We start from the raw sequence: 26,393 nt of genomic DNA, 5'->3' as shown, positions 1-26,393 counted from the left end.
CAGCGGCTCATTTGTAAACAAATCGAAACCAGAATTGGATGATTGTAAAAGCAGCTGCTGAGGCGGGATTTACATAAAAAAACTGCCAGCGTCAGCCGGCAGTTTTTAGAAAGAAAGCGAATTACTCTTTTGTATCGTCTTTCTTTTCGTCTGTTTTTGTCAGAATGTTTACTTTCACGTCATCGGTCTTCTCATCATCAGAGAAATTGCGTTCAGGCAATGATCCATGATCGACAAGGTGTTTGATTTGTTCAGCATCGAGTGTTTCAACTTTCAGAAGCGTTTGAGCAATCAATTCAAGCTTGTCACGATTTTCAGTCAGGATTTGTTTGGCGCGCTCATAACATTCTTTGATAATGCGCTGAATTTCCTGATCAATTTCGTAAGCGATTTGATCACTATAGTTTTGTTCGTTGTTGAAATCACGGCCTAAGAATACCTGGCCGCCCTGAGACTGTCCAAATTGCAACGGACCCAGTTTTTCTGACATACCGAATTCTGTAACCATTTTTCTTGCAATATTCGTCGCACGCTGGAAGTCATTGTGCGCTCCTGTGCTGACTTCACCGAAGATAATTTCTTCAGCTACACGTCCGCCCAAGAGGCCGACAATTTTATCAAGCAGCTCCGGCTTTGTCTGGAAGTAACGGTCTTCTCTTGGAAGCATAACCGCATAACCGCCAGCCTGGCCGCGGGGAACAATCGTTACTTTATGAACCATGTCAGCCTCATCTAAAACGAGTCCGATAACGGTGTGTCCGCCTTCGTGATAAGCCACGATGTTGCGTTCTTTCTTGGAGATGACGCGGCTTTTCTTAGCAGGTCCGGCAATCACACGGTCCGTCGCTTCGTCAATATCACGCGCATCGATTTTTTTCTTGTTTTGACGAGCAGCCACAAGAGCAGCTTCATTCAAGAGATTTTCCAAGTCAGCGCCTGAGAAGCCAGGTGTTCTCATGGCAATTGACTTCAGGTTAACCGTTTCATCCAGTGGTTTGTTTCTCGCATGGACTTTCAATACAGCTTCACGGCCAATGACATCTGGGCGGTCCACTGTGATTTGACGGTCAAAACGTCCCGGACGAAGTAAAGCTGGGTCCAAGATGTCCGCACGGTTCGTCGCAGCAATGATGATGATGCCTTCATTGGCGCTGAATCCGTCCATTTCAACAAGCAATTGGTTTAGCGTCTGTTCACGTTCATCGTGTCCGCCGCCGAGACCCGCTCCACGCTGGCGTCCAACTGCGTCGATTTCATCAATGAAGATCAAACAAGGCGCATTCTTTTTCGCATTTTCAAACAAGTCACGCACACGGGAAGCACCGACACCTACAAACATTTCAACGAAATCAGATCCGCTGATGCTGAAGAAAGGTACGCCAGCTTCACCTGCACAAGCTTTGGCAAGCAATGTTTTACCGGTACCCGGAGGTCCGACTAAAAGCACGCCTTTTGGTATTCTTGCGCCAACCTCGGCAAACTTGCGGGGATCTTTCAGAAAATCAACAACTTCAACGAGTTCTTGTTTTTCCTCGTCCGCCCCTGCAACGTCTTTAAATTTGACGCGTTTCTTTTCCTCTGTATACAGCTTCGCCTTACTCTTTCCAAAGTTCATGACACGGCTGCCGCCGCCTTGAGCCTGATTGAGCAGGAAGAAAAACAGGATAAAGATAATGACAAACGGGATGATGGTCGTCAGGAACGTCACCCATCCGCTTGTTTCTTGAGCGGGCTCAACCTTTACGTCTGTCTTTTTCAAAGCATTAAATATCTGGTCTGCTCCCTTTCCTTCAGGAACATGACTCAAGAAGTATTGATCTTTGTCGTAGTTTTTTAGCTGTCCTTTTACCTCATAAACACCTCTGACAGGCTGAACCGATACGCTATCAACTTTCCCGTCATCCAGATTTTTGATAAACGTACTGTACGACATATTTTCTGTTTTCGGATTTGAGGTCTGGAAGTAGCTCACAACCCCGATTACTACTAATAAAATAAGTAAATAAAAAATGGTATTACGGAAGACCCGATTCATTCCTTACCTCCTCCCACAGTAAGCACAACTATGTTCAATAGTACCATAGAAAAACATTCCAATACAAACAATAACCACCTCGGAAGCAGGATGCCGATCAGCTTTCATAAACTGCCGGTTTTAACACTCCGATATAAGGCAGATTGCGATAGCGCTCAGCATAATCAAGTCCGTAACCCACTACAAACGCGTCGGGGACTTCAAAGCCTACAAAGTCTGCTTTAATGTCCGCTTTTCTTCCACTCGGTTTATCCAAAAGGGTAACAATCTTAATTGATTTTGCTTTACGGTATCGGAAGAGCTCTACTAGATAACTTAAGGTTAACCCACTGTCGATGATATCTTCAATAATTAAGATGTCCCGGCCCTCTACAGATGTATCCAAATCTTTGATGATTTTTACTTCTCCAGAAGAAACCGTGGAATTTCCGTAGCTTGATACATCCATGAAATCCATTTCCAAATATGTATCAATATGCTTGATAAGATCCGCCATAAAAGGAAGCGCTCCTTTTAACACACCGATTGCCAGCGGAAATGTATCTTGATACTCGCTCGTTAAGCCTGCGCCTAACTCTTTTACTTTCTCTTGTATCTCTTCCTCTGAGATCAGTACTTTCTCGATATCATGTTTCATCATGATTTTGCTTGCCCCCTACACTTTTCATGCTGTCTATATTGTAATACAATGCGGTTGCTGTTTGGAATCACAAGATCTTCAAAAATTGATTTTTTCAAGCCCGGTATCCAGATAATTTCACCGCTTGCATCTGTCACAATCGGCCAGTTGTCTCTTTCTCGGAGAGGCAATTTCTTATCAATAAATATATCCTTTACCTTTTTCGAGCCGTTCATCCCTTTTAGTTTGATCCGGTCTCCAGCTTTTCTTGTCCGAATCGTTAAGGGAAATCGCACCTTTTTTTCACTTGTAATAAAAACAGCATTCCCATGTTCTTCAGGCGATTCCGCATAACGCTTTGCCTCTATCAGAAATCCATTGGGGAGCACTGCCGTTTCATCAGCAGCTCCGCTTATTTGGTATTCAAAGGGAACATTTTTGCACTGCCATTGTTCAAATGTAAACAAACATGTCTGATAAGATTTGACCACCCTCAATCCTTTCGGAAAATCCAATACTCCTGAAGGACTGCCCTTTTCCGCCCAATCGAGAAATTGCTGAATGTGATGAGCTGAAAAGGATGATGGAACGTTTTCATAAAGATAGTTTAATATTAGTTGAACTCCTCTTCTTTGTAAAGGCATCGGGAGGGCAAGCAATAGAGAGGTATTGATTTCAACTGATGTATTAGACTGGCTTGTGATTACTTTATTCATTTCGTCTTTCGTTAATGACTGTAAGAAATGCTCATCTTCCGTCAGTGCCTCGCTTACTTTCTGAAATCTTTTATGCACATCCGGGGACTCCTGTTTCAAAAACGGGAGCACTGTTTTTCTAAATCTGTTTCTTGTGTAGTCATCTTTGGCGTTGCTTTCATCCGTCCGATAGCTCAAGCCGTTTTCACGGCAATATTGAAGGATCTCTTCCTTTGTAATGGTTAAGAACGGCCTGATGATCCGCCCCGTCGCAAAACGTCTGACCGGCTGCATTCCCGCAAGTCCCGCTCCAAGCGTGCCCTTAGCCAGTCTCATAAGCATCGTTTCAATCTGGTCATCACCATGATGCGCAAGCGCCAGATAGTCCGCTTGATACTTCGACATGATGTCCTCAAAAAACTGATAGCGGCAATCACGTGCTGCAGCCTGCTTATTAAGAGCTTTTTCCTGTGCATAGGCAGTTACATTGATTTGGGCTGTTTCGCACGCGAGCTGTTCAGCCTTGCAATAAGCTTGGACAAAACGCATGTCCTCCTCGGATTCAGCGCCCCTGAACCGATGGTCAACGTGGGCCGCAATCATATTCACTGAACGGCCGTATAACGTATGCAGCGCGTGAAGAAGAGCCATTGAGTCCGGACCGCCAGAAACGCCTACAATGATTGTCGCCCCTTTTAACGCAAGATTGTGTTTGTTAAAAAAATCTTTGACACTTTTCACAATGTCCTCCTCGCAATGAGCAGGTATTTTAAAGATATTCATATCCTATCACTTTCAATCCTTCCAAGCAAAGAAGAAGCATAGGCTTTGCAGATTGTTCCATTCAGATTAAGAAAAAGATAATGTAGGCGAAATAAAACGCTAAAACACTGATCACGATAAGCGTTGTTTCAAATAACCCTCCCGACTTAGCCGCTTTCTGTTTAGGGGTATATCGCGTCTTCGTTACTTTCCCTTGACGCGGTTTTTGCTGTCTTTGTCTTGTGACAGGCTGCGGCGGTGCTTTTGCAGCTTGTTTTCCCTGTACTGCCTTTTGCCCTGCATCGAGCATATCCTTCTTCATTTCTTCTGCGGATTGGTAATCTCCGTTCAATGCTGAAAAAAGCACTTTTTTGTACTTTTGCAGCAATGTGTTTCCTTCGATTAGAGACCTAAGCTGTTCCTTAGGCTGGTTTGTTTTCTTGAATTCTTTTTTATGCACGCTGTTGATCATAATCATGGCAACTGCGAACAGATCGTAGGAGGGCTCAGCTTTTCTTGTTCCATACCCCCAATAGCCCCTGTCGTAAAACTCGGTATACTCTTTTATCGCCCGGCCTTCCTTTGTTGTGCCGCCTACATCAATGCAGCGGATTCTTGCGGGCGGACCGGTTACGATCAGATTATCAGGTTTAAGATCGCCGAATATCCATCCTTGCTGGTGAAGCACCGATAAGCTGGATAACAGCTGAATCATCAATACCGGTATCCATTCTGCTCCTTTATCACTGATATAATTCAAAAGCAGCGGCCCTTTTATGTATTCCATTGCATAAAACGAAACCTTTGTATTGGTACTGAGGACATAGGCATCATCTGTATCAAAAAAAGAAGGCCCCATCGTAACGGACTGGGCCTTTGAGAAAGATTTCAAGACATTCACTTCAGAAGTAATAGACAAGCTGTCATCACTCACCTTTAAGGCAACATGTCCATCTGATGCTTCTGCCAAATACACAATTCCATTGGCCCCTTTTCCAAGCTGTTTACGCAATGTATAAGCGTTTCCGTTCCACTTGCCTTTGATTGTCATCCCCGGCTTGAGGCTACATGCCAAACTCGTCAAAGCGTCGTTCATCATCTGCCAGCATGCTCCTTCTTGAGCGAATTTTTTCAAACTGCAGTGTCGCTTCGCGTATCGCCGGACCTGTTGGGGTGATACCGCCTGTAGACAGCTTTGCAAAGAGCGTGGAAAGAGATTGCAGCTTCGGTGTCCAGTTCAGCACAAGCTCAACCTCTTGTTTTTTCCCGGGAAATATACACATCGCAAATTCGTTATTCCCGATTCGGGAATTCAGGCTGACAGACAAATCAATCAACGCCTCTTTTACAGTTGGAAGCTTAGGCGCCATACTTGCACTTGTATCAACAAGAACCAAAACCTGAAGATGAACCGTTTCTCCAAGCTCGTCTACCACTTCCATGACTTCACCGCGTTTTTCCGGTGAAAGCTCCTCCATCTCCACATTCTTTCCGAGGATTTGTTTCAGCTCTTGATTGACTACACCTTGTAAGGTTTGCGTCATCGCTTTTTTTGTTACCATTTGCACGGTTTGTGAAAGCTGAGATGCATAAACGACTTGATGCACGCCGCCTCCGGCAAGCGCAATCCCTTCGACTTCCTTCATCGCTTCAGGATCAATTTGGTTTTCTTCCATTATACCAATGACGTTTACCGTAATCCCCTGTTCTTTAGCATAAGCAGCCATTGCAAGCGGGTCTTCCCCATGATTCGAGCAGCCATCCGTTATCAGCAAAATTTGATTTAAATGTCCGTTATTCACATTCATTCCTCCATGGAGAATACGAGGATTCTCAGATTCATATATTCCCATCTTCGCCAGAAGAAATTTGATTTATACGAAAGCGTTATGAAATTTCTTGTTTGTTTTGAAAAATGGCCGGAACAGGAATGGATGCCCACTTCGGTGTATTGTGGTCAATCCGGACGACAACAACTGTCATATCATCCTCAATTTGGCCGGATCTCGTGCGAATGACTTCCTCCATGAGCAAATCGGCAATCTCCTGCGGGTCATCTGTTTTTAATCCCTTCATTTTGCGTTTCATCCATAAATCATGATTTTCCACATGCTTAGGGCCCTCAAAAATGCCGTCACTCATCATAATCAAGAGGTCGCCCGCTTTCAGCTGCTCACTCACAACCTCCACATCGAATTCATTAATAATACCGATTGGCAGATTGCTCGCTTGAACTTTCATTACCTGGTCGCCCCGTTTGATAAAGCTAGGCGTCGAACCGACCTTCAAAAATTTACAGCTGGCATCTTGAAGATCGATAATAGATAGGTCAAGCGTGGAGTATATCTCGTCAGTTGTCCTTAGGGACAGTATGCTGTTGATCGTTTTAATTGCTATTTTTTCATCAATGCCGGATTCAAGGATTTTCTCAAGAAGCTTGATCGTTTCATTGCTTTCGAAGTGCGCCCTTGCACCATTGCCCATACCATCACTAATTGCCGCAGCATATTTTCTGGCTCCAAGCTCTATCATGCTGTAGCTGTCGCCGGAGACAAGGCCGCCGCCCTTCGCAGCGTGAGCAGCACCTGTAGATACCCTGTATGATTTTGTTGATCCAAAGGCGACATGACTGTACCCATTCGGATGCGGGGAGTGCTGTTCGGCTTTCACAAGAATTTGTTCTTCCAAAATATCAGAAAGCATAGGGGCAATAATTTTTTCACTTTCTCCATGTCCGCTGAACGGAATGGTCATTTCAATATCGATGTTTCCTTGTTCAAGACTATAGATCTCCACATGCTGAATCTCGATTCCGAAATGCTGAAGAGCCTCTATGATTTGTTCTTCCTGCAGAAAGTGCTGTTCTCGCTCTCTTTTTATTTCCCGAGAAAAGTCTGCCATGACTTCAGAAACACCTAAAAGCTGTTCAGCAACTAAACGTCTGCTGTCCTGCACTTTTTTCTTGAGTGTCAAATGGGCATGGTGATGTGCGAGTTCGTCCTCAATCAGCTCTTCAACCTGCTTTGATTTAGAACAATACTGATGAAACTCTTTTTTCAGCCTTCGGTTTGATGCATATTCTTTTTCTTCTGTTTCAAGCATAACTTGTTTCATTAAGTCATATGTTTTATCAAAGTTCTGTACCCAGCACCTGTTTTTCTTGTAACACGTCTGGCAGGAATGCTCTGTGATTTTGCTTAAAAACAGATCAACTTCGCTGTCATCTTCCGGTTCGTCTGATGCTTGATAAAAGGTGGCAAAGCTTTCAGACAGCGCATGGAATACATTGGAGAACTGGTCTACCTTTTGGGCAGTGACATCTCTGATTTTCCTAGCATATTGCTGCTGCTCCTGAAGATGCTCTACAGTTCCCGGAATATATCTCGCCACTTTCTTTGTAATTGATTGAGGTGTAAGCAAAAACAGGCCGACTGCGATTAATGACTCATAGAGTGTTGTCATCAGACCGGCAGAGCCTTCACCATATAAAGAAATAAGAAGTGATCCAACGATCAGCCCGATTGCTGCGCCCGCTTTTTTCCCTTCCTTCAGCAAACCGCCTAATAAACCGGAAAAAGCGAGCAGACTCATTTGATAGAGATTTCCGATATTCGCCAAACCAAGAATCAGACCTGTCACGACACCAACCGTACAGCCAATGCTTGCACCGCCAATAAAGGAAAAACTCAACACAACATAACGTGCCAATATATGTTCTGCCTGCATACCTTGGTAGGACAAGCCGGCAAGCCCTGTCAGAACGGAAGCAATTAGGATCATAAAGCAAATAATTTCTTCTATTTTCAATGATTGTTTCACTTTTTTCATGGTGAAAATCGGAAGGCTCTGAAGGAAAATCAGCGTCAAAATAAAGGACAGTCCAGCTTCAACCACAGCCATTACATAATCATAGGTTGTAAACACGCCATTTTGAGCGTACACAAATCCAGCTCTTGCTGCAGCCATGGAGAAAAACACAACAATCGGGAGTGCTTTCACGCGATCGTCGGTGATGAAGGCGGCCACTTTAGAACATACGAAGAATGCCAGCAAAGCTGCTAGTATGAGCAATGAGTGCTTCGGAGAAATGGTCAGCGCACCCGCAAGCACAGCCAGCACCGCATAAAGCGCCTTGTCTCTTCTGATAAGAAGCATCGCTCCAAAGAAAGGAAGTGCGAAAGGAAGCACCTCGGATAATATGAAAGCACGTCCAAGCAAAAATCCGATGACGACATAAATGAACCCTTTATAGAAAAACAGTGAATGCATATGATGAGTCACTAGCTTCGCGCCCCTGTTAAAAAACGATTGGAGTTTTTCCAAAGCTTGTCCCGCCATTGGCCCGTTCACTCTTCTTTCTGCTTTTTCCATTCCTCTCATCTCCCACCTGTTATATTCGTTGCCTGTCATTATAGCGAAAGCACAGATAGGATTTTGTCAAAAGAAGGGAACAAGGCCAAAGAAGTCTTCGACGGTTTCTGCCTAGATATTCGTTTATCAAAAGAATATCCGGAATGTTGTCTAAAAATGAAAAAAACCGGTTTCTGTATCAGAAACCGGTTTCCTTAGGATGACCCGTACGGGATTCGAACCCGTGTTACCGCCGTGAAAGGGCGGTGTCTTAACCGCTTGACCAACGGGCCAAACAAATATGGTAGCGGCGGAGGGGATCGAACCCCCGACCTCACGGGTATGAACCGTACGCTCTAGCCAGCTGAGCTACACCGCCATATTGTTTTATGCTTCTAAGCACAAGTTATATAATACAAAGGTTTGTCCTTTTCGTCAACAGAAACTTCAATGTTATAATTTTCTGATTTTTAAAGCAGGGGCGAATTATAAAAAAGCATCCGTCGGGATGAACGGATGCTTCATTTATTTATAGAAAGCAGCAAGTTATCCTCTTCTTGCTCCGCGCCCTCCACGTTTTGATTCCGTATTGCGTTTTAAAGATGACAAGCGATCTTCGCTGTCTTTTAAAAACTTATTCATTTTCTGTTCAAAAGATTCTTTCGGACGGAAATCATTTCTAGGTCTGGCTTGCGGACGGTCTTTAGCTTTTTTAATAGATAAACCAATTTTCCCGTCTTTTTCAACGTTGATGACTTTCACTTCAACTTGGTCGCCGACTTTTAAGTGATCGTTAATGTCTTTGACATAGTTATCAGCTACCTCACTGATGTGAACGAGACCGGTTGAGCCTCCAGGCAATTCAACAAATGCTCCAAAATTTGTAATACCTGTAATTTTCCCTTGCAACTTGCTGCCAACTTCAATCGACATAAAAAAAGTGCTCCTCCTTAGGCTTATAAAAAGATCGTTTGCTTAATTATACCTAAATAAAAATTTAAGTGTCAACAAGGCTACTTGCTCTTCTTCTCCACATTGAAGATAATTTCTCCGTCTCCGGACATGAATAAGTCCCGTCTGGCAAGCTCTGTGACGTAATCCTCATCCTTCAATTTGGATATTTCTTCTTTTAAATCCTCTTGTTTTGTCTTTAAACTTTTTAGTTCTTTTTCAAGCTGTTCTTTCTTTTCTTCTTTTGCGCTAAGGGAAGATGTTTGGGACCATACAGAGCTCGCCAGCACTATTGCCGTCAGAAATACTAGGGCGCCGAATACAGTCAACCGCCTGTACAGCCCTTTGCGTCTTCTTTTCTTCAGCTGATTTTGCCGCTCTACCTGTTCTTTATAGTCATTTTGTATTTCAGTTATCGTTCGTTCCCTGGAAAAATTCAAACCAGACGGTCCTCCTTTCATCTCTTCAAAAAACGTGTAATGGTCGTTCTTATGGTTATCAATAGTTTCTTCTTCTTTTTGAGAAATCCTGCACCTTTTTCTAAATAACGTCTCATAGTTAGACGTATTTTTTCAGGAAGAAGTTTCAAACATTGTTTTGCGATAAAACGGATCGGAAAACACAGAACCATAAATATTTTATATAGACACAACAAAAGAAAAACGATCAGGCGGTATGTTTTCTTTAATAAAAACGCCGCTAGCCAAATAATCGCTCCGCATGTCCACAAAATAGGACGAAATAACACGTGCTGAATAAGTTTTTTGAAGAATTGATAAACAGAAACTGCAAGGTAAATGACGAATTTCAGTGTTTTTATATAGATTCGCTTGCAAAGGCTCTGATACGTCGCAATGCCCAGCAGAACCGCTAAAAAGATATACAGCCTGAATTCTCCCTCATTTACACTAAGCAAGACATAAAAGAAAAGCAGCCCCTGCACAATCCAGAAAAGAATATCATGAATAAATAATAGCCATCTGGCAGTTTTGGCACGAATGACAAAGAGCCGGTATGTATCAAGCGACGCGCCAAGCCAGAGACCCATACCGGACATCGCCAGCATTGTATAGAATTGTGTCGTCAGCGTCATTTAAACAACTTGCTAAAAAACCCTTTAGCTTTATCCCCTTGTTGTTCGTCTAAGTACACTAAATCAAATACCCTGCCTTTAATAGATACAATCCCTTTTTCCACATCTAAATTTTTCATCTGCAGGTTTTGGCCTCTGACTGAGAGCATTCCCATCACCGTTTCCAGCAGGAACTCTTCATTGTCAAAGCTCTCCACATGCTTAACCCCTGAAATATCTAAATGCTTCCGGCCTTTCATTGTCACATCGTGCTGTTCCGGAACAGACGAAGAACCGTTTTGATCATAATATGAATTCATCTATTCAGCCCCCATATCCTCGATACTTTTAGCATTATTACTGCATTGTATGAGGCGGGGGATATTTTTAGAACAAGCCTATTCGCCGAGTTTTTCTTCTTTTAGAATCGTATACATGTTTGCAGCTTCTTCTTTTTTCGTCGTGTCCTTCAACTCATTTACTTGAACCGTTACAAGCTTTTGGCCGAAGCGGACCTTTAATTCATCTCCGGCTTTCACGTCAGAGCTTGCTTTTGCCTGGTTTCCGTTAATAGAGATTCGTCCTTGGTCAGCTACTTCCTTTGCTAGTGTACGTCGCTTAATCAGCCGTGATACTTTCAAAAATTTATCTAATCTCATATTTATGATCTCCTCTCAGTTTCTTTTGCTTCATTCCACAGTTTATCCATGTCCTCAAGAGACATATCGGCCAGCTCGATTTCTTGTTCCTTCGCTGTTTTCTCAATATACGAGAACCGTCTCCTGAATTTGTCATTGGTCATCGCCAGTGCTTCCTCCGGTTCTATTTTGTAGAAGCGGGCTGCATTCACCAGTGCGAACAACACGTCGCCAAACTCGGCCTTGAGATTGTGTTCATGAGGCTCTTCAGAAATCTCAGCAGAAAATTCCTTCATTTCCTCGCTTACCTTTTCCCAAATATCACTGACGTCTTCCCAGTCAAAACCTGCTTTTGCTGCTTTTTTCTGCAGTTTAGCGGCTTTCGAAAGAGCTGGAAGGGTCTTCGGCACGCTGTCTAATAAGGATGCTTCCGATGTATTTTTTTCGGCTTTTTTTATGTCTTCCCAATTTGCCAAAACATCGTTTTCATCCTGAACCTTAACATCTTTAAACACATGGGGATGCCTTCGGACCATTTTTTCACTGATTCCTTTTATGACATCATCAATTGTGAAGTAACCTTCGTCTTCACCGATTTGCGCGTGAAGTAAGACCTGAAGCAAAACGTCGCCAAGCTCTTCGATCATATGGTCTGTGTCTTCTTCGTCAATTGCTTCGAGAAGTTCATAACACTCTTCAATCATGTACTGTTTTAATGACTGATGAGTCTGCTTTTTATCCCACGGACATCCATTAGGCCCGCGAAGCTCTCTAATGATGCTTCGGAACGCGGAGAATTCGTGATAAAGCAGCTTCTCTTCTTTAATCGGCGGAATATACACACTTGTTAAGTTATTCAAGGCGACATTGCGGTCCAGCTCAAATAAAGGCACTGTCTGGATCTCCTCGTCACGGCTTCCTGCTGCAGTCACAATCACAACCTCATAATCATCAGGCAGCTTCTCCATCAATGTCAGCTTGACTTCAGAAGCCGTCATTTGGTCGTAAACCTGACAAATGATCAGGTGATGTCTGAGCTCAAGCTCATCCGCAGACAATGTGCCGGCATCCACAAATTGAAAGCCTTCAATCGGGTCAATTTGCAGGGCGTTAAATGTGGCATCAAGAAAACTTTGTCCTCCTGCGACTTTTACTTGCACGTTTTTCTCTTCCTGCCGATCCGTCAGCAGCTGTACTGTTTTTTCAGCAACAAAAGGGTGTCCCGGCACAGCATAAACCACGTCCTCTTCCTGCGCCGCTTCAAAGAGGATATCAGCAATTTCTTCATATACGGCATCGAATTGGTCGTGTTTCTCATATATATCGTCAAAAAAAAGGATGTTCTTCGTATCTTTTTCAAGCTCCTGAATTAAGGGATGATCCTTGGTTCTGACATACAGCGTATCTGCCTTCGTCAGCAGCTTATGTATGCCAATTGTCAATTGGTCCATGTCTCCGGCACCAAGTCCGACAACTGTAATATTACCCGCCATTTTGTTCTCTCCTTCTCCTGATTTTGCTTAACTTACTGCCAAAAGGCACACTGTTCAGCTCTTCATCTGTAAATATTCCCAACTTCATCATACAACAAATAAACGCCGCGCCACCAATGGCGACAGCAGACAGACTTTCAATCGCAGCCGCTCCTCTGCCTGCTGCAGGAATCAAGAAAGTCCAGAGACGCATATATACAAGCAAGACAGCCGACATCAAAAGGGCGGATCCAATGATCGGAATCATAACGCCTCTGAGCTTACCGAGCCATTCCTTTTGCCGAAGCAGATACAAGTTAAGAGCGGCGACAGCCGCAAAGGAAGCCGCTGTAGCAAGTGATGCACCTTCAATCCCATAGCGCGGAACCAAAAGAGTATTTAACACCCATTTCACTGCCACACCTGCGCCCACCGCTATCGCAGGAAAAACTGTGTATCCCGCGCCTTGCAAAACTGCGGCTGCCGTGACCGCCAAGGATGCAAACAAAATGGAGCAGCTAAATACTTGTAACGCAGCTGTCCCTTCACCATTTTGAAACAGCATGATGTTGACCGGCTTAAGAATGCAAATCAATCCAACCGACGCGCCTGTACCCAGCACAAGACACAATTTTAAAGATGACGCGGCTTTTTCTTTCATGATCTTAAGCTCTTTGTTCTTTACGGCCTTGGAAATATACGGAACGAGTGATGTCGCTATGCTCACCGCGAAAACCGAACCGAGCTGCAGCAAAGGCTGCCCCCGATCATAAATCCCCTTTAGGCGTTTTGCTTCTTCGCTTGCCTCACCGCCCGAAAGCAAAGCATATAAATTCAACGCATCGACAAGCTGGATCAACAAAAGGAGCAAACTGCTTATACAAATGGTAATAGAATATAAAAGCAGTTTTTTTACCAATTCTTTTGTTGTTATGACATTTTCATTTTGGCTACCCGTTTGTTTGCCTCTTTTCATTTTGAACCAAAAAAATCCAAGTATGATCAATGCAACTAAACTTCCGGCAAGAGACCCGGAAGCGGCTGCCGCTCCGACAGTATAAAGCGAGGCTCCCTTTTTGACGAGCCAAAATGATAAGCCCAGAAGCACCGCAACCCGCAGTAACTGCTCTGTCATCTGCGATAAGGCTGAAGGGAGCATGTCGTGCCGCCCTTGAAAACCGCCTCTAAGCAACGCGACAAACGGGAACAGCAAAAATGAAAACGCAGTCACTTGAATTAACACGGCGAGATGTGAATCTCCCATAAAAAGTGCGATTGGAGCAGCACCCATATATAAGCAAAGAAATAATAAAATACCGATTAAAGATAAAAACAACGCTGATATTTTTAATATGGTGTGATGGCTTTTTTCACTATAATCATTCATCAGTTTCGAAATAATGACCGGAAATCCTGATGTTGACAGCATGACCGCAATACCAAGAAAGGGATATACCTGCTGATATATATAAAATCCAACATCGCCGACAATGTTTTGAAACGGGACTCTGTAAACGGCGCTTAATATTTTTGAGATGACGCCTGCCAGAATTAAAACAACAGCCCCCTGCCAAATCCAATGCCGTTTGACGCCTATTGAATCGTCCATCCAAAAGCTCCTTCCCAACGTCAGGGACAATACGGTTCACGTATTGCCGCGGCACAAATAAAAACGAGGTTATTATACCACATCCCAACCCTCGGAATCCTTTCTGGGCATGCACGAAAAAAGAACAGCGTCCCCAGGAGAGCTGTTCTTTTCATACCTATTTTCGATAAAAGGAATAAGACCTACTGTTCCATTTGTCGCGCCAAAAATCCAGCTGCTGTCTCAACGGCTTTATGCTCTACTTCGCCCATTGTCTGATCCTTTGAAAAAATAATCACGGCGCCTATCGGATCACCATTCGCCACAATCGGGCAGACAGTGTAAGAATTCATTTCCTCATCTATGCCATTAACAAGCTGTACTGTTTTAGCATCACTCTCAAGCACGGAACTGCGCTGATCCATTATTTTTTCCAGCATTTCACTGATCGGCTTGTTTAAGTAGTCTTTTTTCGAGCTGCCGGACACGGAAATATAGACATCACGGTCACAAATCAGTACTGAATGTCCGAGACTGTCATAAAGCGCGTCTGCATACTCCTTTGCAAAGTCTCCAAGCTCACTGATCGGAGAGTACTTTTTCAAAATGACTTCTCCGTCACGATCTACAAAAATCTCAAGCGGATCGCCTTCCCTGATTCTCAGAGTTCTGCGAATTTCTTTAGGAATCACGACCCGACCTAAGTCATCAATACGACGTACGATACCGGTTGCTTTCATCTCTGGTGCCTCTCTTTCATTTGATGGTATATACATGTGGGAAAGACCTAAAGCAGTTACTTTATGTACCTTCCGCCTCGCTTGAAATTAGTATCCGTCACATCAAATGTAATATACACCAGAGAGTAACAAAATTTACGTTGAAGAAATGGTTTGCTTTTTCACATTTTTTAAGCCTTTCAGCATGCCCAGCACGGTTTCGAGCCATTCATCGGCACTGCGGCCTTTCGTCTGTATGGAAATTTTGAGTTTTTTTCCTTCCATTCCCAGTCCGATTTGTCTGCCATATTTATTGCCGAGCTCAAACAGCTTCTGTCCGTCAATTTCAGCACTTGCTTCTTCAGAAATCGTCAATCTGACAGCATCTTTATCCTGCTTAATCAGCTCAACACGTTCATGTTTCGCATGAACCTTCATTTCTGCAACAGTAAACAAGTATTCAACTTCTTTTGGATAGTTTCCAAATCGGTCGATCATTTCGTCTTGAAGTTCATTCTTTTCTTCGATTGTAGCCACAGACCTGAAGCGTTTATACATATCAATCTTCTGTTTTCCGTCTTGAATATAAGTTTCAGGAATATAGGCATCAAGCTCGACATCAATTTCTGTTTCAAACTTCTCCGTTTTCGCTGTGTCTCCTTTACGCTCTTCAATGGCCTCCTTCAGCATTTGTGAATAGAGGTCAAATCCGACCGAGTCGATGAAGCCGTGCTGCTGGGCGCCGAGAAGATTCCCGGCTCCGCGAATCGTTAAGTCACGCATTGCGATTTTAAAACCGGAACCAAGCTCTGTGAATTCTTTAATGGCCTGCAGCCTTTTTTCAGCAACTTCTGTCAGTACTTTATCGCGGCGGTACGTAAAGTACGCATACGCCACACGATTAGAACGGCCGACACGCCCCCGCAGCTGATAAAGCTGAGAAAGTCCCATTTTGTCGGCGTCAAATACAATCAGCGTATTGACGTTCGGGATGTCTACGCCGGTTTCAATAATGGTTGTGCTAACGAGAACGTCTGATTCTCCTTCAAGAAAACTTAGCATAACGGTTTCTAGTTCGTTTTCTGTCATTTTCCCATGCGCATACGCTACCTTAGCGTCAGGGACAAGCATAGAGATCTCATCCGCTTTCCGCTCAATATCCTCTACCCGGTTGTACAAGAAATAGACCTGGCCTCCACGCGCAAGCTCACGTTCAATCGCCTCTCTGACAAGGGCGCCGTTGTATTCCACAACATACGTCTGTACGGGGAAGCGGTTTTCCGGCGGAGTCTCAATGACTGAAAGATCCCTTACGCCAAGCATAGACATATGCAGCGTACGCGGAATAGGCGTCGCGGTTAATGTTAATACATCCACATTGGCTTTGATCTGCTTGATCTTTTCTTTATGGGTTACACCGAAACGCTGCTCTTCATCAATGATGAGGAGCCCTAAGTCTTTATAAACGACATCTTTGGATAGCAGCCGGTGCGTTCCGATGACGATATCAACAGTACCGTTTTTCAATCCTTTGAGCGTTTCGTTCGCTTCTTTCCTCGTTCTAAATCTGCTGAGCAGGCCGATATTAATCGGATAGTCCTGGAAGCGCTCAGTAATGGTTTCATAGTGCTGCTGTGCCAAAATTGTTGTCGGAACAAGCAGCGCTACCTGCTTTCCGTCACTTATCGCCTTAAATGCAGCACGTATAGCAACCTCTGTTTTTCCATAGCCCACATCTCCGCATAGCAAGCGGTCCATCGGACGTTCTCGTTCCATGTCCTTTTTGATTTCGTGAATGGAACGGAGCTGATCCTCAGTCTCTTGATAAGGGAACGCCGATTCAAATTCCCGCTGCATCTCATGATCAGGAGTAAACGCATAGCCTTTGCTCGCTTCTCTTTCGGCATAAAGCTTAATTAAGTCATCCGCAATATCCTGAACCGATGTCTCTACTTTTTTCTTGACCCGCTTCCATTCGCTTCCGCCTAATTTATACAGCTTCGGCTCTTTTCCTTCGGAGCCAACATACTTTTGCACTTGGTCAATTTGCTCGACAGGTACGTATAGCTTGTCGCTTCCCTGATAATGAATGTTTAAATAGTCTTTGTGGATCCCATTGATTTCAAGGGTTTCAATCCCCAAATACTTTCCGATCCCGTGATTAATATGAACGACATAATCACCGATTTGAAGCTCGGAATAGCTCTTGATGCGCTCCGCATTTGTAAGCTTCTGTTTACGAGGCTTCTTTTTCACACGGTTTTTGAACAGTTCTTCTTCTGTAATAACAGCAAGCTTCATTAACGGTAGCTCAAATCCCGATTGCAGCTCACCTTCCATGATATAGACCTGTCCCTGAACAAGCGCTTTTTTGCTGTCCGTCACGGCGGCTTCGATTTCATAATCAGCCAGCACAGAAGATAACCTCTGTGTACGTTCCTTGTTTGCACCTAAGAATACAACGGTGAAGTTTGATTTTTTAAAGCGTTCCATTTCACCCGCAAGCACGTTCATTTGGCCATGAAAACTCTGCATTTGTCTGCTTGACACATTGACGATATTTTGCGGGCTCGTATGCTGTACATGCCGCAAAAATAAAGAATAGTACAGCAGAGACCGTTTTTGCTCAGATACTATTTTTTGGAAGTTGAATGACAAACTGATGTCATGCAAAATCTTCCCTTCCTCAAGAAGGTTTGTTATGAACTCCGCTTCTTCTTTTTGAAGCTGCTCTTCCATCTCATGAATTCGGCTGACTTCATCTAAAATCAGAAGTGTGTTATCAGGTGTATAATCTAGTAAACTAGCAGGATTTTCATAGAAGTATGAGAGATACTTCACCAGTTCCTGATCTGTCTGACCTTCAGACAAGCGTTCTTTGTCATGAGAAATATTCGTATGAAGAATTTCTTTTTGCTTGTCGTTCTTTAATTTTTTTAGGCTTGCGGCAAGGCCTTTATCAAGTTTCTCCATCGCCCGAACTTTTTCTTCAGATCTGATAATCAGTTCCTTAGCAGGGCCAACATTGATAGAGGTAAGGGTCTCAATTGACCGCTGATCATCTGAGTTAAAGCTGCGGATTGAATCCACTTCGGTGTCAAAAAGTTCAATTCTCACCGGATGCTCTGAAGTCAGCGGGTATATGTCAATGATTCCTCCGCGAATGCTGAATTCCCCGGGTGCAGACACCATATCAGACCGCTCATATCCTACCTCTACCAGCCGTGATGCGAGCTGATCAGGTTCGATATCATGGCCAACTTGAATGAGCATTTGACTGTTTTTCCACACCTCTACAGGCGGCAGCATTCTTCTGATTGCAGCTACAGGAGCAACGACAATTGGCGCTTCTCCATTCGTTAATCTATTAATGACATCTAATCGCTGCGCCCGCAATTCGGGGCTTGCGACTGCTATTTCTGATGAAATGAGTTCATTGACGGGGTACAAAAGGACAGATCGATCCCCTAGGAGTACAGTCAGATCATCCGTTACTTTCTGGGCTTGATATAAATTATGGGTGATTAGAAAGATAGGCTTATTCGTTTCATTAGCCAAGGCAGAAGTAAAAACAGAACGCGCGGAACCCGACAGACCCGCGAGCAGCTGTTCCTTCAGCCCCTCGTGTAAACCGTTGATGATGGATTTAAAGTCATCGCTTTCTTTTATAAAGGTTTGAATGTTGTCCATATGGCCCCTCCTCTCTGTTTCCTGTGAGAACAGAAAAACGCTTTGGTCTAGTATCTACACCAAAGCTTTTTATTGAATAAATGTGTGATGTTCGTGGTAATGCGGATTTCGGTCAAGCGCCTCTTGGCAATCTTCACATATTGTCAAAACTTGAACATCTCCATTTTCTTTATAAGAAATCATATCGTTTCTTTCTTCGTTTGTTAAGTGCTGAAAACCGAGTGAGTCAGTCGATACCATGGAAGATTCGAGACTGCCTACTTTCACTCCGCAATGACGGCAATAATAATGCAAAGCCATACAAGGGACCTCCTGATGAAAAAGTTATTTTGGTGTAGTATGGGCTTTGTTGATTCATTTTATACCTTTGCGTTAAATTCGTTCATGACTTCTAAAAACGGCTTGCTCAGAGAAGCTTCACAAGCCTTCACAGATTTTTCGATCGCTTCACCTATATCAGGTGCCTCCTCCTTGGTGAAGGAGCCTAACACATAGTCAACGACCTTCATACCGTTTACAGGCCGGCCGATTCCGATGCGAATGCGGTCAAACTCGGATGTTCCAAGATGCTGGATCAATGATTTGATGCCATTGTGCCCTCCGGCGCTTCCTTTTGTTCTTAAACGGATCTTGCCAGCCGGAAGATCAAGATCGTCGTAAATGACTGTTAAATCTTCGTTTTCGACATCATAATAGTCCATTAAAGGCCGCAAACATTCTCCTGATAAATTCATATATGTAAGCGGTTTAACAAGTAGAACCTTTTTGCCGGAAACAAATCCGGTTCCGTATAATCCATTAAATTTATTTTGATTCAGCTCAATATTCCATTCCTTCGCAAGCTGATCTATCACCATAAATCCGACATTATGCCGTGTGTTTTCATAGTTTTTCCCCGGGTTTCCGAGACCGGCAATCACAAGCATGGCGAATCCTCCCTTAGTCACATAAACTCCCGTCTGCATAGCGGGCTATAATTCTTCTCATTCTAGCACAAAAGACGTAACCGCGGGAGGGTTACGCCTTAAGCTATTATTGTTCTTTGTTTTCACCTTCAGGCTGAGCATCGGCAGATTCCTCTTCATCTATCTCAGCTGCTTCCTGCTGCTGCGGAGGAAGGATAGAAGCTACAACCTCATCTGATTCTTGATTAAAGGCGTAGTCACCGTCAGCAGCCAAATCCGCAATAGTGAGTACCTCATTTACATCAAGGTTTGAAATATCAGCCTCAATCGTTTGCGGAATGGCTTTTGGCTTTGCCTTTACAGTAAGTGCATGCAGCGGCTGCTGCAATACGCCTCCGTTTTTCACTCCGATGGCTTCTCCGGTCAAATGAATCGGAACTTCCACCTCAATGTCTTCACTCATATTAACCACTTGAAAGTCAGCATGAGTGATTTCATTTTTCAGCGGGTCCGTTTGCAGGTCTGTCACCATGACAGAATGTTTTTCTCCGCTGACGTCAAGCGTGATGACTGTATTTTTACCTTCGTCCCTCAGCGTTTTAATCAGCTCCACACTGTCTAATGATACAGGTTTGTTTCCCATGTCATTCCCATATATGATACCTGGAACATGTCCTGAAGTACGGATATCCCGAAGAGACGAACGAGTAAAATCCGTTCTTTCTTTTGCCGTTAAAGTTGCCATATTCAGCACCATCCTATAATCGTTTTATTGTCCTACTACAAACAATACCCATAACGATAAGGATTTAAACCTCAAAAGTCGGTTTAGCTGAACAGATAGCTGACTGATTGCTGCTCATGAACACGAATAATGGCTTCGGCCAAAAGCGGTCCGACTGAAAGCTGCTTAAACCGTTCAATTTTCTTTTCTTCAGGAAGCTTGATGCTGTTTGTCACAACAAGCTCTTTGATTGTTGAATTATTAATACGTTCAACAGCAGGGCCTGATAGTACAGGGTGTGTGCAGCATGCATATACTTCTTTCGCTCCGTTTTCAACGAGCGCATTAGCAGCAAGTGTAATGGTACCTGCAGTATCGATAATGTCATCGATAAGGATAGCGGTCTTCCCTTCGATATTACCTACAATATTCATGACTTCCGCCACGTTTGGACGCGGACGGCGTTTATCGATTATCGCAATCGGTGCTTTTAGTCGGTCAGCCAGTTTGCGGGCGCGTGTCACACCGCCGTGGTCTGGTGAAACAATGACGATATCTTCAAGGTTTTTGCCTTCAAAATATTCTCCTAAAATCGGAACACCCATTAAGTGGTCAATCGGTATATCAAAGAATCCTTGAATTTGCGGCGCATGCAAGTCTAGCGCAATTACGCGAGTAGCACCGGCTGTTTCAAGCAGATTTGCGAAAAGTTTTGCTGTGATTGGCTCACGGGATCTTGCTTTTCTGTCTTGACGCGCATAACCATAATAAGGAATAACAATGTTAATCGTTTTTGCAGAAGCGCGTTTTAACGCATCTACCATAATTAACAGTTCCATAATATGCTCGTTAACGGGGGCACTTGTAGACTGGATGATATAACAGTCACATCCGCGAATACTTTCTTCGATATTAATTTGGACTTCCCCGTCACTAAATCTTGTGACAGAACATTTCCCTAATTGAACTCCAACTATATCTGCGATTTCTTTTGCAAGCTCTGGATTCGAATTCAAAGAAAAAATCTTTAAATTCTTATCTCCGTATTGATTAGACATGGATAAACCTCCGAATTTAGGATTATTTTTTATGAATATTTTTCACATAATCGTCTTTATTTACTTGTCTCGCTCTGGCAATAGCAAGCGCTTTTCCAGGTACATCTTCCGTAACAGTTGAACCCGCAGCAACATAAGCGCCTTCTCCGACTGTGACAGGGGCAACCAAGTTGGAATTGCAGCCGATAAACGCGCCGTCTTCAATTTTCGTCAAATATTTATTCTTTCCATCATAATTGACAGTTATTGAACCGCAGCCCAAGTTAACATCTGTGCCTACCTCAGCATCACCGACATAGCTTAAATGAGAAACCTTGCTTCGGTCTCCGAATTGAGTCTTTTTGATTTCAACAAAATTTCCGATCTTCACTTCATTCCCGATGACAGAATCAGGTCTGATGTGAGCAAAAGGTCCTATGTTTACATCATTCCCCACTTGACTGTGATTGACTACCGATTGTTTAATCACCGTACGGCTGCCAATTGAACTATTCATAATCTCCGTATGAGGTCCGATAATCGTATCTTCTCCGATTTGCACCTCACCTTTAATCACAGTTCCAGGATAAATCACAGTATCGCTTCCGATAACAGCGTCAGGAGAAATATACGTGTTCATCGGGTCAATCAGCGTTACGCCATTTTGCATATGCCGTTTATTAATACGCTCTTTCATAAATTGTTCTGCCTGAGAAAGAGCGACTCTATCATTAACTCCGAGTGTTTCTTGGAAATTACCAGTCTGGTAAGCGGCAACAGTTTCGCCTTCGTTTTTAAGAATCTCTATGACATCCGGCAAATAATACTCACCTTGTGCATTATCATTAGACACCTGATCAATGGCCCGGAATAGCGCTTCATTGTCAAAACAATACGTACCGGTATTGATCTCAGTTACAAGTCGTTCTTCTTCAGAGGCGTCCTTATGCTCAACAATTTTTTGAACCGCTCCGTTTTCGCTGCGAATAATACGTCCATATCCGGTTGGATCTTCTGCAACCGCAGTTAAAATCGTAGCTTTCGCTTCTCTTTGTGTATGTTCTTTCAGCATCTGTTCCATTGTCTCAGCTGTTAAAAGCGGCGTATCTCCGCAAATGACAATTGTGACGCCTTTTTCGTCAGCAAGAAATGGCTGTGCCTGTTTTACAGCATGAGCAGTGCCAAGCTGTTCTGCTTGAAGCGCATACTCGCTTTTATCACCAAGCTTCTTTTTCACTTCTTCCGCACCATGTCCGACAATCGTGACAAGCTTCGATAAAGATAACTTTAAGGCTTCATCCACGACGTGCTCTGCCATAGGCTTACCGCAAACTGGATGAAGGACTTTATAAAGCTTCGATTTCATTCTTGTTCCTTGTCCAGCCGCTAAAACAACTGCAAACCGCTTATCCATTTATTGGCCTCCAATATCCCTTTTATCCATAGAAAAATATATCCTAAATATCTTCTGATTTCAAGGAGACTTCATGAAGTGCAAGAATTTTCTATTGAGTGCAATTAAGTTTGAAAAATCAGAATTAAAAAAGGACTGCCGGCAAAGGCTTTTGTCAGCCCTTTCAGCAGTCCTTGCTTTTTGGTTATTTTTTAAGAAGCTCCAGCTTCTTCGAATTCTAATGCTTCAGTGTCACCCATACGATGATACTCATTTAACACGGCATCTTGAATCTTCCCTCGCGTGCTAGAATTAATAGGATGAGCAATATCTCGGAACTCTCCATCAGGGGTGCGTTTACTCGGCATCGCAACGAAAAGACCATTGTTTCCATCAATCACACGAATATCATGAACAACAAATTCGTGATCCAGCGTGATGGATGCAATCGCTCTCATGCGACCATCGGTATTCACGCGGCGTAATCTTACGTCAGTAACTTCCACAGTAGTTCACCACCTTTTCCCTATATAAAAGCATTAGTGTATCAATTCCACGATTTTTTCTGAAATCCTGCTCGTTTTTAAAAAAATTTTTGAAAAAATAGGATATAGTTACACAATTAGGTCATAACGCTTTTATTTCGGGCATAAGGTAAATAAAAAAAGTGATTCCGAGGGTCACCCAGAATCACTTTTTATTATTATTTTACCAATGCAATAACTTCGATTTCGACTAGGGCGTCCTTCGGCAGTCTCGCGACTTCAACACAAGATCTCGCCGGTTTGTGAGTGTCAAAATATTGCCCGTACACTTCGTTTACTTCTGCAAACTGTTCCATATCCGCAATAAATACAGTTGCTTTTACAACTGTTTCTAAAGAAGCGCCTGCTTCTTCCAGCACCGCTTTTAAGTTGCTGAATACTTGATGAGTCTGCTCTTTAATATCACCGTTCACCATTTCACCTGAAGGAGTCAAAGGAATTTGGCCTGAGCTGTAAAACATATTATTTACGATAATCCCTTGTGAGTAAGGCCCGATTGCCGCTGGGGCATGTTTTGTGTGGACTGCTTTTGTCATGATTCTGTCTCTCCATTCTTTAAAAGATTGTCTTTAAAAAAACGCAGAAAATTGCCATTCTGAATTTCAATGGACTTCTCTTTCATGTTGATGGTTGAAAGAGTAAGAAGTGACATGTATTCATCAACAAGACGTTCATCTACTCCTTCGGCTTCAACCAAGACGCCGATTCCCGCCACATTTGCGTTAAACTCATCCAACAGGTTAATCATACCATTAATTGTGCCGCCTGCTTTCATAAAGTCATCAATAATGAGTACGTTTGAACCCGTTTTCATGCTTCTTTTCGCAAGTGACATCGTTTGAATGCGGTTTGATGAGCCTGAGACGTAATTAATGCTGACTGTAGAGCCTTCTGTTACCTTGTTATCTTTGCGAACAATGACGACAGGCACATTCAGATAGCTCGCAGCCGCGTACGCCAGAGGGATGCCTTTAGTGGCAACGGTCATGACAACATCAATTTTGCGCTCTGCAAACACAGAAGCAAACAGCTTCCCTACCTTGGAGAGTACAGATGGCTTTCCTAAGATATCCGTTAAATATACATAACCGCCCGGAAGGATACGTTCAGGATTTGCCAGCGACTGTCCAAGTGTCTGCACAAACTCTTCAGCTTCAGCCTGTTTCATTTTCGGAATGTATTTGACGCCCCCGGCAGCTCCGGGAACAGTAAGCAAAGTACCAATCCCCTGCTGCTCAAAGGTTTGCTTAATAATTGTTAAATCTTCACTGATCGATGATTTTGCAGATTCATACCGCTCAGAAAAAAAGGTTAGCGGTATTAACTCGTGCGGATGGGTTAACAAGTAATTTGTTAAGTCCACCAATCTGCCGCTGCGACGAAACTTCATGAACTTACCCCCAAAATCCGAATATTTTAAGATTAATATAACTTAACATACGGATTTAATCAAGAGCGTTCTGTTCGCCGATCATTCTCACCGCATAAACCTGATCGCAGAAGCCTCTTAACCCGTTATAAATTCTCTGCACCTTCGACTCATACTGAACCAGTCCAAACACGGTCGGGCCGCTCCCGCTCATTAACACGGCGTCTGCGCCAAAGCGTTTCATCTGGTTTTTGATCATCGCAACTTCAGGATGTATATCAAGCGTAACAGATTCGAGCACATTGCCTAAACGGCTGCACATCTTTTGAAAACTCTTTTCCTCTATAGCTTCAATCATGCCATGTACATCGGGATGCTCAACATCATCCAGCTTCAGCTGTCTGTACACTTCAGCAGTTGAAACACCGATTGTCGGTTTCGCTAAAATGACCCAGCAGTGCGGAGGCGTGCTGATGTGTTTAATTTTCTCGCCGCGTCCAGTTGCCAGTGCAGTTCCGCCATAGATACAAAATGAAACATCGGAGCCAATTTCCGCTCCAAGCTCGGCAAGCGTTTCTGCAGAGAGATTTAAATTCCACAGTCTGTTCAGCCCTCTGAGCGTCGCCGCCGCATCACTGCTTCCGCCGGCAAGACCAGCAGCCACCGGAATCATCTTCGTAATCATGATGGAAACTCCCTTTTTTACGTTGTATCTGTCCTTGATCAGTTTGGCAGCCTGATAAGCTAAGTTTCTTTGATCATCAGGCACAAAACGGTTGTGGGAGGAGACTCTCACTTCATCCTCTGCCAGCTCCGTCAATTCAATCCGATCCGCTAAATCAATCGTCGTCATGATCATTTCGACTTCATGATAGCCATCCGGGCGTTTTCGGGTGACATCAAGTGACAGATTGATCTTCGCTGGCGCTTTTTCTAAAATACGCATAGCTTTCACCTACTTCTCCATCTAAACATAAGTATGAACATTGTATCACATTTGAAGTACAGGATGAACATATCCATATTGCAGCCTATTATGTATTTATATCCAAAATAAAAACCGGGGAACTGCACGTCCCCCGGGTCACATCCTTATCGGTTATTCTGATTCTGAGCCATTTGCTGTTCAGCGATTTCAATGGCGCGCTTTACCATGTTACCGGCATCGCGGGCGCGAATTTCGCCCCAGCCGCCATTTTTCACTGTGTCATAAAAACCAAGGTCTTTAGCCAGCTCATATTTAAACTCATCTGACATAACTCCACGACGTCTGCCCAAACGAAACAACCCCTTTTTTAGAAGTGATAGCCATTCGTGCACGTCACGATAATATGTGACCGTTTTTATCTTTTGTTAATAACAGATAAAACTCTCGTTAAAATTACTGGAAACAAAAAAAGGGCAAAACAAAAAGCAGTAAACAAAAGGTTCACTGCCCGTTAAAATGCCACTGAGCTTGCGGCGTCATCATTAAAAGTCAGCTCAACAGTCTCAGTCAAAATATCAGCATAACTGTATGAAACTCTTTCAAACGAGTTCTCGTCTTGATCTAGTTGTATCACAAAAACAGAAGGGTACGTCTCAGCTAAAATGCCCGAGCGCTCAATCGTTTTTCGGCGGCCACCGTTTGCCTTTAACGTCAGCCTTTTACCTAAATTCCCATCAAGCGATCTTTTAATGTCGGACAACGTCTTCGCCATTGCATCCACCTCACTATACTTATTGTACAACACGAGCCCATTTTTGTCAAATAAAATTTAAATTATATCAACGTTGATAAGACGTTGTCAACAAAATTATTTTGACAAAATTCTATGATTCCTTAATTA

26 protein-coding genes and 2 tRNA genes are annotated in these 26,393 nt (G+C 43.4%); all 28 read right to left on the bottom strand.

What is annotated here, in order from left to right; all coding sequences use genetic code 11:
• Positions 1-121: 121 nt before the first annotated feature.
• Positions 122-2,035, bottom strand: a complete 1,914-nt coding sequence (gene ftsH, locus V6D44_RS20685; protein WP_087991861.1) for an ATP-dependent zinc metalloprotease FtsH — start codon at positions 2,033-2,035, stop codon at positions 122-124.
• A 97-nt stretch (positions 2,036-2,132) separates the two neighbouring features.
• Positions 2,133-2,675 (bottom strand): hypoxanthine phosphoribosyltransferase, encoded by a 543-nt coding sequence (gene hpt / locus V6D44_RS20680; RefSeq protein WP_202329165.1) that lies wholly within the window; start codon positions 2,673-2,675, stop codon positions 2,133-2,135.
• Positions 2,672-4,090, bottom strand: a complete 1,419-nt coding sequence (gene tilS, locus V6D44_RS20675; RefSeq protein ID WP_333516851.1) for a tRNA lysidine(34) synthetase TilS — start codon at positions 4,088-4,090, stop codon at positions 2,672-2,674. The genes hpt and tilS overlap by 4 nt, the downstream gene beginning before the upstream one ends.
• 103 nt (positions 4,091-4,193) lie before the next feature.
• Entirely contained in the window at positions 4,194-5,210 is a 1,017-nt protein-coding gene (gene prkT / locus V6D44_RS20670; RefSeq protein ID WP_202329167.1) for a protein kinase domain-containing protein, read from the bottom strand.
• Positions 5,176-5,913 (bottom strand): VWA domain-containing protein, encoded by a 738-nt coding sequence (locus V6D44_RS20665; protein WP_148964466.1) that lies wholly within the window; start codon positions 5,911-5,913, stop codon positions 5,176-5,178. The genes prkT and V6D44_RS20665 overlap by 35 nt, the downstream gene beginning before the upstream one ends.
• Positions 5,914-5,998: 85 nt before the next feature.
• Complete coding sequence (gene spoIIE, locus V6D44_RS20660) at positions 5,999-8,482, bottom strand: stage II sporulation protein E (RefSeq protein WP_333516850.1); 2,484 nt, start codon at positions 8,480-8,482, stop codon at positions 5,999-6,001.
• 200 nt (positions 8,483-8,682) lie between these two features.
• Positions 8,683-8,754 (bottom strand) — tRNA-Glu (locus tag V6D44_RS20655).
• A gap of 9 nt (positions 8,755-8,763) precedes the next feature.
• A tRNA-Met gene (locus V6D44_RS20650) sits at positions 8,764-8,840 on the bottom strand.
• 167 nt (positions 8,841-9,007) lie between these two features.
• The gene (locus V6D44_RS20645; RefSeq protein ID WP_003218379.1) at positions 9,008-9,394 is read right to left on the bottom strand and encodes a S1 domain-containing RNA-binding protein; all 387 of its coding nucleotides are present in this window, start codon (positions 9,392-9,394) and stop codon (positions 9,008-9,010) included.
• An 80-nt stretch (positions 9,395-9,474) separates the two neighbouring features.
• Positions 9,475-9,852 (bottom strand): cell division protein DivIC, encoded by a 378-nt coding sequence (gene divIC, locus V6D44_RS20640; protein ID WP_087991866.1) that lies wholly within the window; start codon positions 9,850-9,852, stop codon positions 9,475-9,477.
• A gap of 17 nt (positions 9,853-9,869) precedes the next feature.
• Complete coding sequence (gene yabQ / locus V6D44_RS20635; RefSeq protein WP_087991867.1) at positions 9,870-10,505, bottom strand: spore cortex biosynthesis protein YabQ; 636 nt, start codon at positions 10,503-10,505, stop codon at positions 9,870-9,872.
• Positions 10,502-10,804, bottom strand: coding sequence for a sporulation protein YabP (yabP, locus tag V6D44_RS20630; RefSeq protein WP_087991868.1), 303 nt, complete (start codon positions 10,802-10,804; stop codon positions 10,502-10,504). The genes yabQ and yabP overlap by 4 nt, the downstream gene beginning before the upstream one ends.
• A 78-nt stretch (positions 10,805-10,882) precedes the next feature.
• Positions 10,883-11,143, bottom strand: coding sequence for an RNA-binding S4 domain-containing protein (locus V6D44_RS20625; RefSeq protein ID WP_087991869.1), 261 nt, complete (start codon positions 11,141-11,143; stop codon positions 10,883-10,885).
• A gap of 2 nt (positions 11,144-11,145) precedes the next feature.
• Positions 11,146-12,615: a nucleoside triphosphate pyrophosphohydrolase gene (mazG, locus tag V6D44_RS20620; RefSeq protein ID WP_333516849.1), complete on the bottom strand. Its 1,470-nt coding sequence runs from the start codon at positions 12,613-12,615 to the stop codon at positions 11,146-11,148.
• The gene (locus V6D44_RS20615; RefSeq protein WP_202329170.1) at positions 12,605-14,203 is read right to left on the bottom strand and encodes a putative polysaccharide biosynthesis protein; all 1,599 of its coding nucleotides are present in this window, start codon (positions 14,201-14,203) and stop codon (positions 12,605-12,607) included. Before V6D44_RS20615 ends, mazG begins: the two co-directional genes overlap by 11 nt.
• Before the next feature lie 182 nt (positions 14,204-14,385).
• Positions 14,386-14,922, bottom strand: coding sequence for a stage V sporulation protein T (gene spoVT / locus V6D44_RS20610; RefSeq protein WP_333516848.1), 537 nt, complete (start codon positions 14,920-14,922; stop codon positions 14,386-14,388).
• Between the two features lie 135 nt (positions 14,923-15,057).
• Complete coding sequence (gene mfd / locus V6D44_RS20605; RefSeq protein WP_333516847.1) at positions 15,058-18,591, bottom strand: transcription-repair coupling factor; 3,534 nt, start codon at positions 18,589-18,591, stop codon at positions 15,058-15,060.
• Between the two features lie 69 nt (positions 18,592-18,660).
• Positions 18,661-18,891 carry an anti-sigma-F factor Fin gene (gene fin / locus V6D44_RS20600; RefSeq protein ID WP_087991873.1) on the bottom strand — a complete coding sequence of 77 codons (231 nt, stop codon included), beginning with the start codon at positions 18,889-18,891 and terminating at the stop codon, positions 18,661-18,663.
• 59 nt (positions 18,892-18,950) lie between these two features.
• Entirely contained in the window at positions 18,951-19,517 is a 567-nt protein-coding gene (pth, locus tag V6D44_RS20595; RefSeq protein ID WP_087991874.1) for an aminoacyl-tRNA hydrolase, read from the bottom strand.
• A gap of 106 nt (positions 19,518-19,623) precedes the next feature.
• On the bottom strand, positions 19,624-20,241 hold the full coding sequence (locus tag V6D44_RS20590; RefSeq protein ID WP_333516846.1) for a 50S ribosomal protein L25/general stress protein Ctc: 618 nt from the start codon (positions 20,239-20,241) through the stop codon (positions 19,624-19,626).
• Between the two features lie 83 nt (positions 20,242-20,324).
• Positions 20,325-21,278, bottom strand: coding sequence for a ribose-phosphate diphosphokinase (locus V6D44_RS20585; RefSeq protein WP_064814082.1), 954 nt, complete (start codon positions 21,276-21,278; stop codon positions 20,325-20,327).
• Positions 21,279-21,300: 22 nt separating this feature from the next.
• On the bottom strand, positions 21,301-22,671 hold the full coding sequence (glmU, locus tag V6D44_RS20580; RefSeq protein ID WP_087991876.1) for a bifunctional UDP-N-acetylglucosamine diphosphorylase/glucosamine-1-phosphate N-acetyltransferase GlmU: 1,371 nt from the start codon (positions 22,669-22,671) through the stop codon (positions 21,301-21,303).
• Between the two features lie 191 nt (positions 22,672-22,862).
• On the bottom strand, positions 22,863-23,156 hold the full coding sequence (gene spoVG / locus V6D44_RS20575; RefSeq protein WP_087991877.1) for a septation regulator SpoVG: 294 nt from the start codon (positions 23,154-23,156) through the stop codon (positions 22,863-22,865).
• A 197-nt stretch (positions 23,157-23,353) separates the two neighbouring features.
• Positions 23,354-23,731 (bottom strand): 2-iminobutanoate/2-iminopropanoate deaminase, encoded by a 378-nt coding sequence (gene ridA, locus V6D44_RS20570; protein ID WP_003218344.1) that lies wholly within the window; start codon positions 23,729-23,731, stop codon positions 23,354-23,356.
• A complete protein-coding gene (gene purR / locus V6D44_RS20565; protein WP_087991878.1) occupies positions 23,728-24,585 on the bottom strand; it encodes a pur operon repressor in 858 nt (285 codons plus the stop codon). Before purR ends, ridA begins: the two co-directional genes overlap by 4 nt.
• Before the next feature lie 55 nt (positions 24,586-24,640).
• Complete coding sequence (ispE, locus tag V6D44_RS20560) at positions 24,641-25,510, bottom strand: 4-(cytidine 5'-diphospho)-2-C-methyl-D-erythritol kinase (RefSeq protein WP_087991879.1); 870 nt, start codon at positions 25,508-25,510, stop codon at positions 24,641-24,643.
• A 146-nt stretch (positions 25,511-25,656) separates the two neighbouring features.
• A complete protein-coding gene (locus V6D44_RS20555) occupies positions 25,657-25,842 on the bottom strand; it encodes a small, acid-soluble spore protein, alpha/beta type (protein WP_003218333.1) in 186 nt (61 codons plus the stop codon).
• 161 nt (positions 25,843-26,003) lie between these two features.
• The gene (gene veg / locus V6D44_RS20550; RefSeq protein ID WP_003218330.1) at positions 26,004-26,264 is read right to left on the bottom strand and encodes a biofilm formation stimulator Veg; all 261 of its coding nucleotides are present in this window, start codon (positions 26,262-26,264) and stop codon (positions 26,004-26,006) included.
• Between the last annotated feature and the right edge of the window lie 129 nt (positions 26,265-26,393).

The organism is Bacillus sp. 0209A (assembly GCF_036765095.1).
Classification (GTDB): domain Bacteria; phylum Bacillota; class Bacilli; order Bacillales; family Bacillaceae; genus Bacillus; species Bacillus subtilis_G.
Note: the sequence above shows the minus strand (reverse complement) of the source record. Positions and strands in the feature narration are given on the sequence as shown.

Coding starts and splice junctions, on each gene's coding strand:
- ftsH (WP_087991861.1), bottom strand. CDS start 2,035: ATGAATCGGGTCTTCCGTAATACCATTTTTTATTTACTTATTTTATTA.
- hpt (WP_202329165.1), bottom strand. CDS start 2,675: ATGATGAAACATGATATCGAGAAAGTACTGATCTCAGAGGAAGAGATA.
- prkT (WP_202329167.1), bottom strand. CDS start 5,210: ATGATGAACGACGCTTTGACGAGTTTGGCATGTAGCCTCAAGCCGGGG.
- spoIIE (WP_333516850.1), bottom strand. CDS start 8,482: ATGGAAAAAGCAGAAAGAAGAGTGAACGGGCCAATGGCGGGACAAGCT.
- V6D44_RS20645 (WP_003218379.1), bottom strand. CDS start 9,394: ATGTCGATTGAAGTTGGCAGCAAGTTGCAAGGGAAAATTACAGGTATT.
- yabQ (WP_087991867.1), bottom strand. CDS start 10,505: ATGACGCTGACGACACAATTCTATACAATGCTGGCGATGTCCGGTATG.
- yabP (WP_087991868.1), bottom strand. CDS start 10,804: ATGAATTCATATTATGATCAAAACGGTTCTTCGTCTGTTCCGGAACAG.
- V6D44_RS20625 (WP_087991869.1), bottom strand. CDS start 11,143: ATGAGATTAGATAAATTTTTGAAAGTATCACGGCTGATTAAGCGACGT.
- mazG (WP_333516849.1), bottom strand. CDS start 12,615: ATGGCGGGTAATATTACAGTTGTCGGACTTGGTGCCGGAGACATGGAC.
- V6D44_RS20615 (WP_202329170.1), bottom strand. CDS start 14,203: ATGGACGATTCAATAGGCGTCAAACGGCATTGGATTTGGCAGGGGGCT.
- spoVT (WP_333516848.1), bottom strand. CDS start 14,922: ATGAAAGCAACCGGTATCGTACGTCGTATTGATGACTTAGGTCGGGTC.
- mfd (WP_333516847.1), bottom strand. CDS start 18,591: ATGGACAACATTCAAACCTTTATAAAAGAAAGCGATGACTTTAAATCC.
- fin (WP_087991873.1), bottom strand. CDS start 18,891: ATGGCTTTGCATTATTATTGCCGTCATTGCGGAGTGAAAGTAGGCAGT.
- pth (WP_087991874.1), bottom strand. CDS start 19,517: ATGCTTGTGATTGCCGGTCTCGGAAACCCGGGGAAAAACTATGAAAAC.
- V6D44_RS20590 (WP_333516846.1), bottom strand. CDS start 20,241: ATGGCAACTTTAACGGCAAAAGAAAGAACGGATTTTACTCGTTCGTCT.
- V6D44_RS20585 (WP_064814082.1), bottom strand. CDS start 21,278: ATGTCTAATCAATACGGAGATAAGAATTTAAAGATTTTTTCTTTGAAT.
- glmU (WP_087991876.1), bottom strand. CDS start 22,671: ATGGATAAGCGGTTTGCAGTTGTTTTAGCGGCTGGACAAGGAACAAGA.
- ridA (WP_003218344.1), bottom strand. CDS start 23,731: ATGACAAAAGCAGTCCACACAAAACATGCCCCAGCGGCAATCGGGCCT.
- purR (WP_087991878.1), bottom strand. CDS start 24,585: ATGAAGTTTCGTCGCAGCGGCAGATTGGTGGACTTAACAAATTACTTG.
- ispE (WP_087991879.1), bottom strand. CDS start 25,510: ATGCGTATTTTAGAAAAAGCGCCAGCGAAGATCAATCTGTCACTTGAT.
- veg (WP_003218330.1), bottom strand. CDS start 26,264: ATGGCGAAGACGTTGTCCGACATTAAAAGATCGCTTGATGGGAATTTA.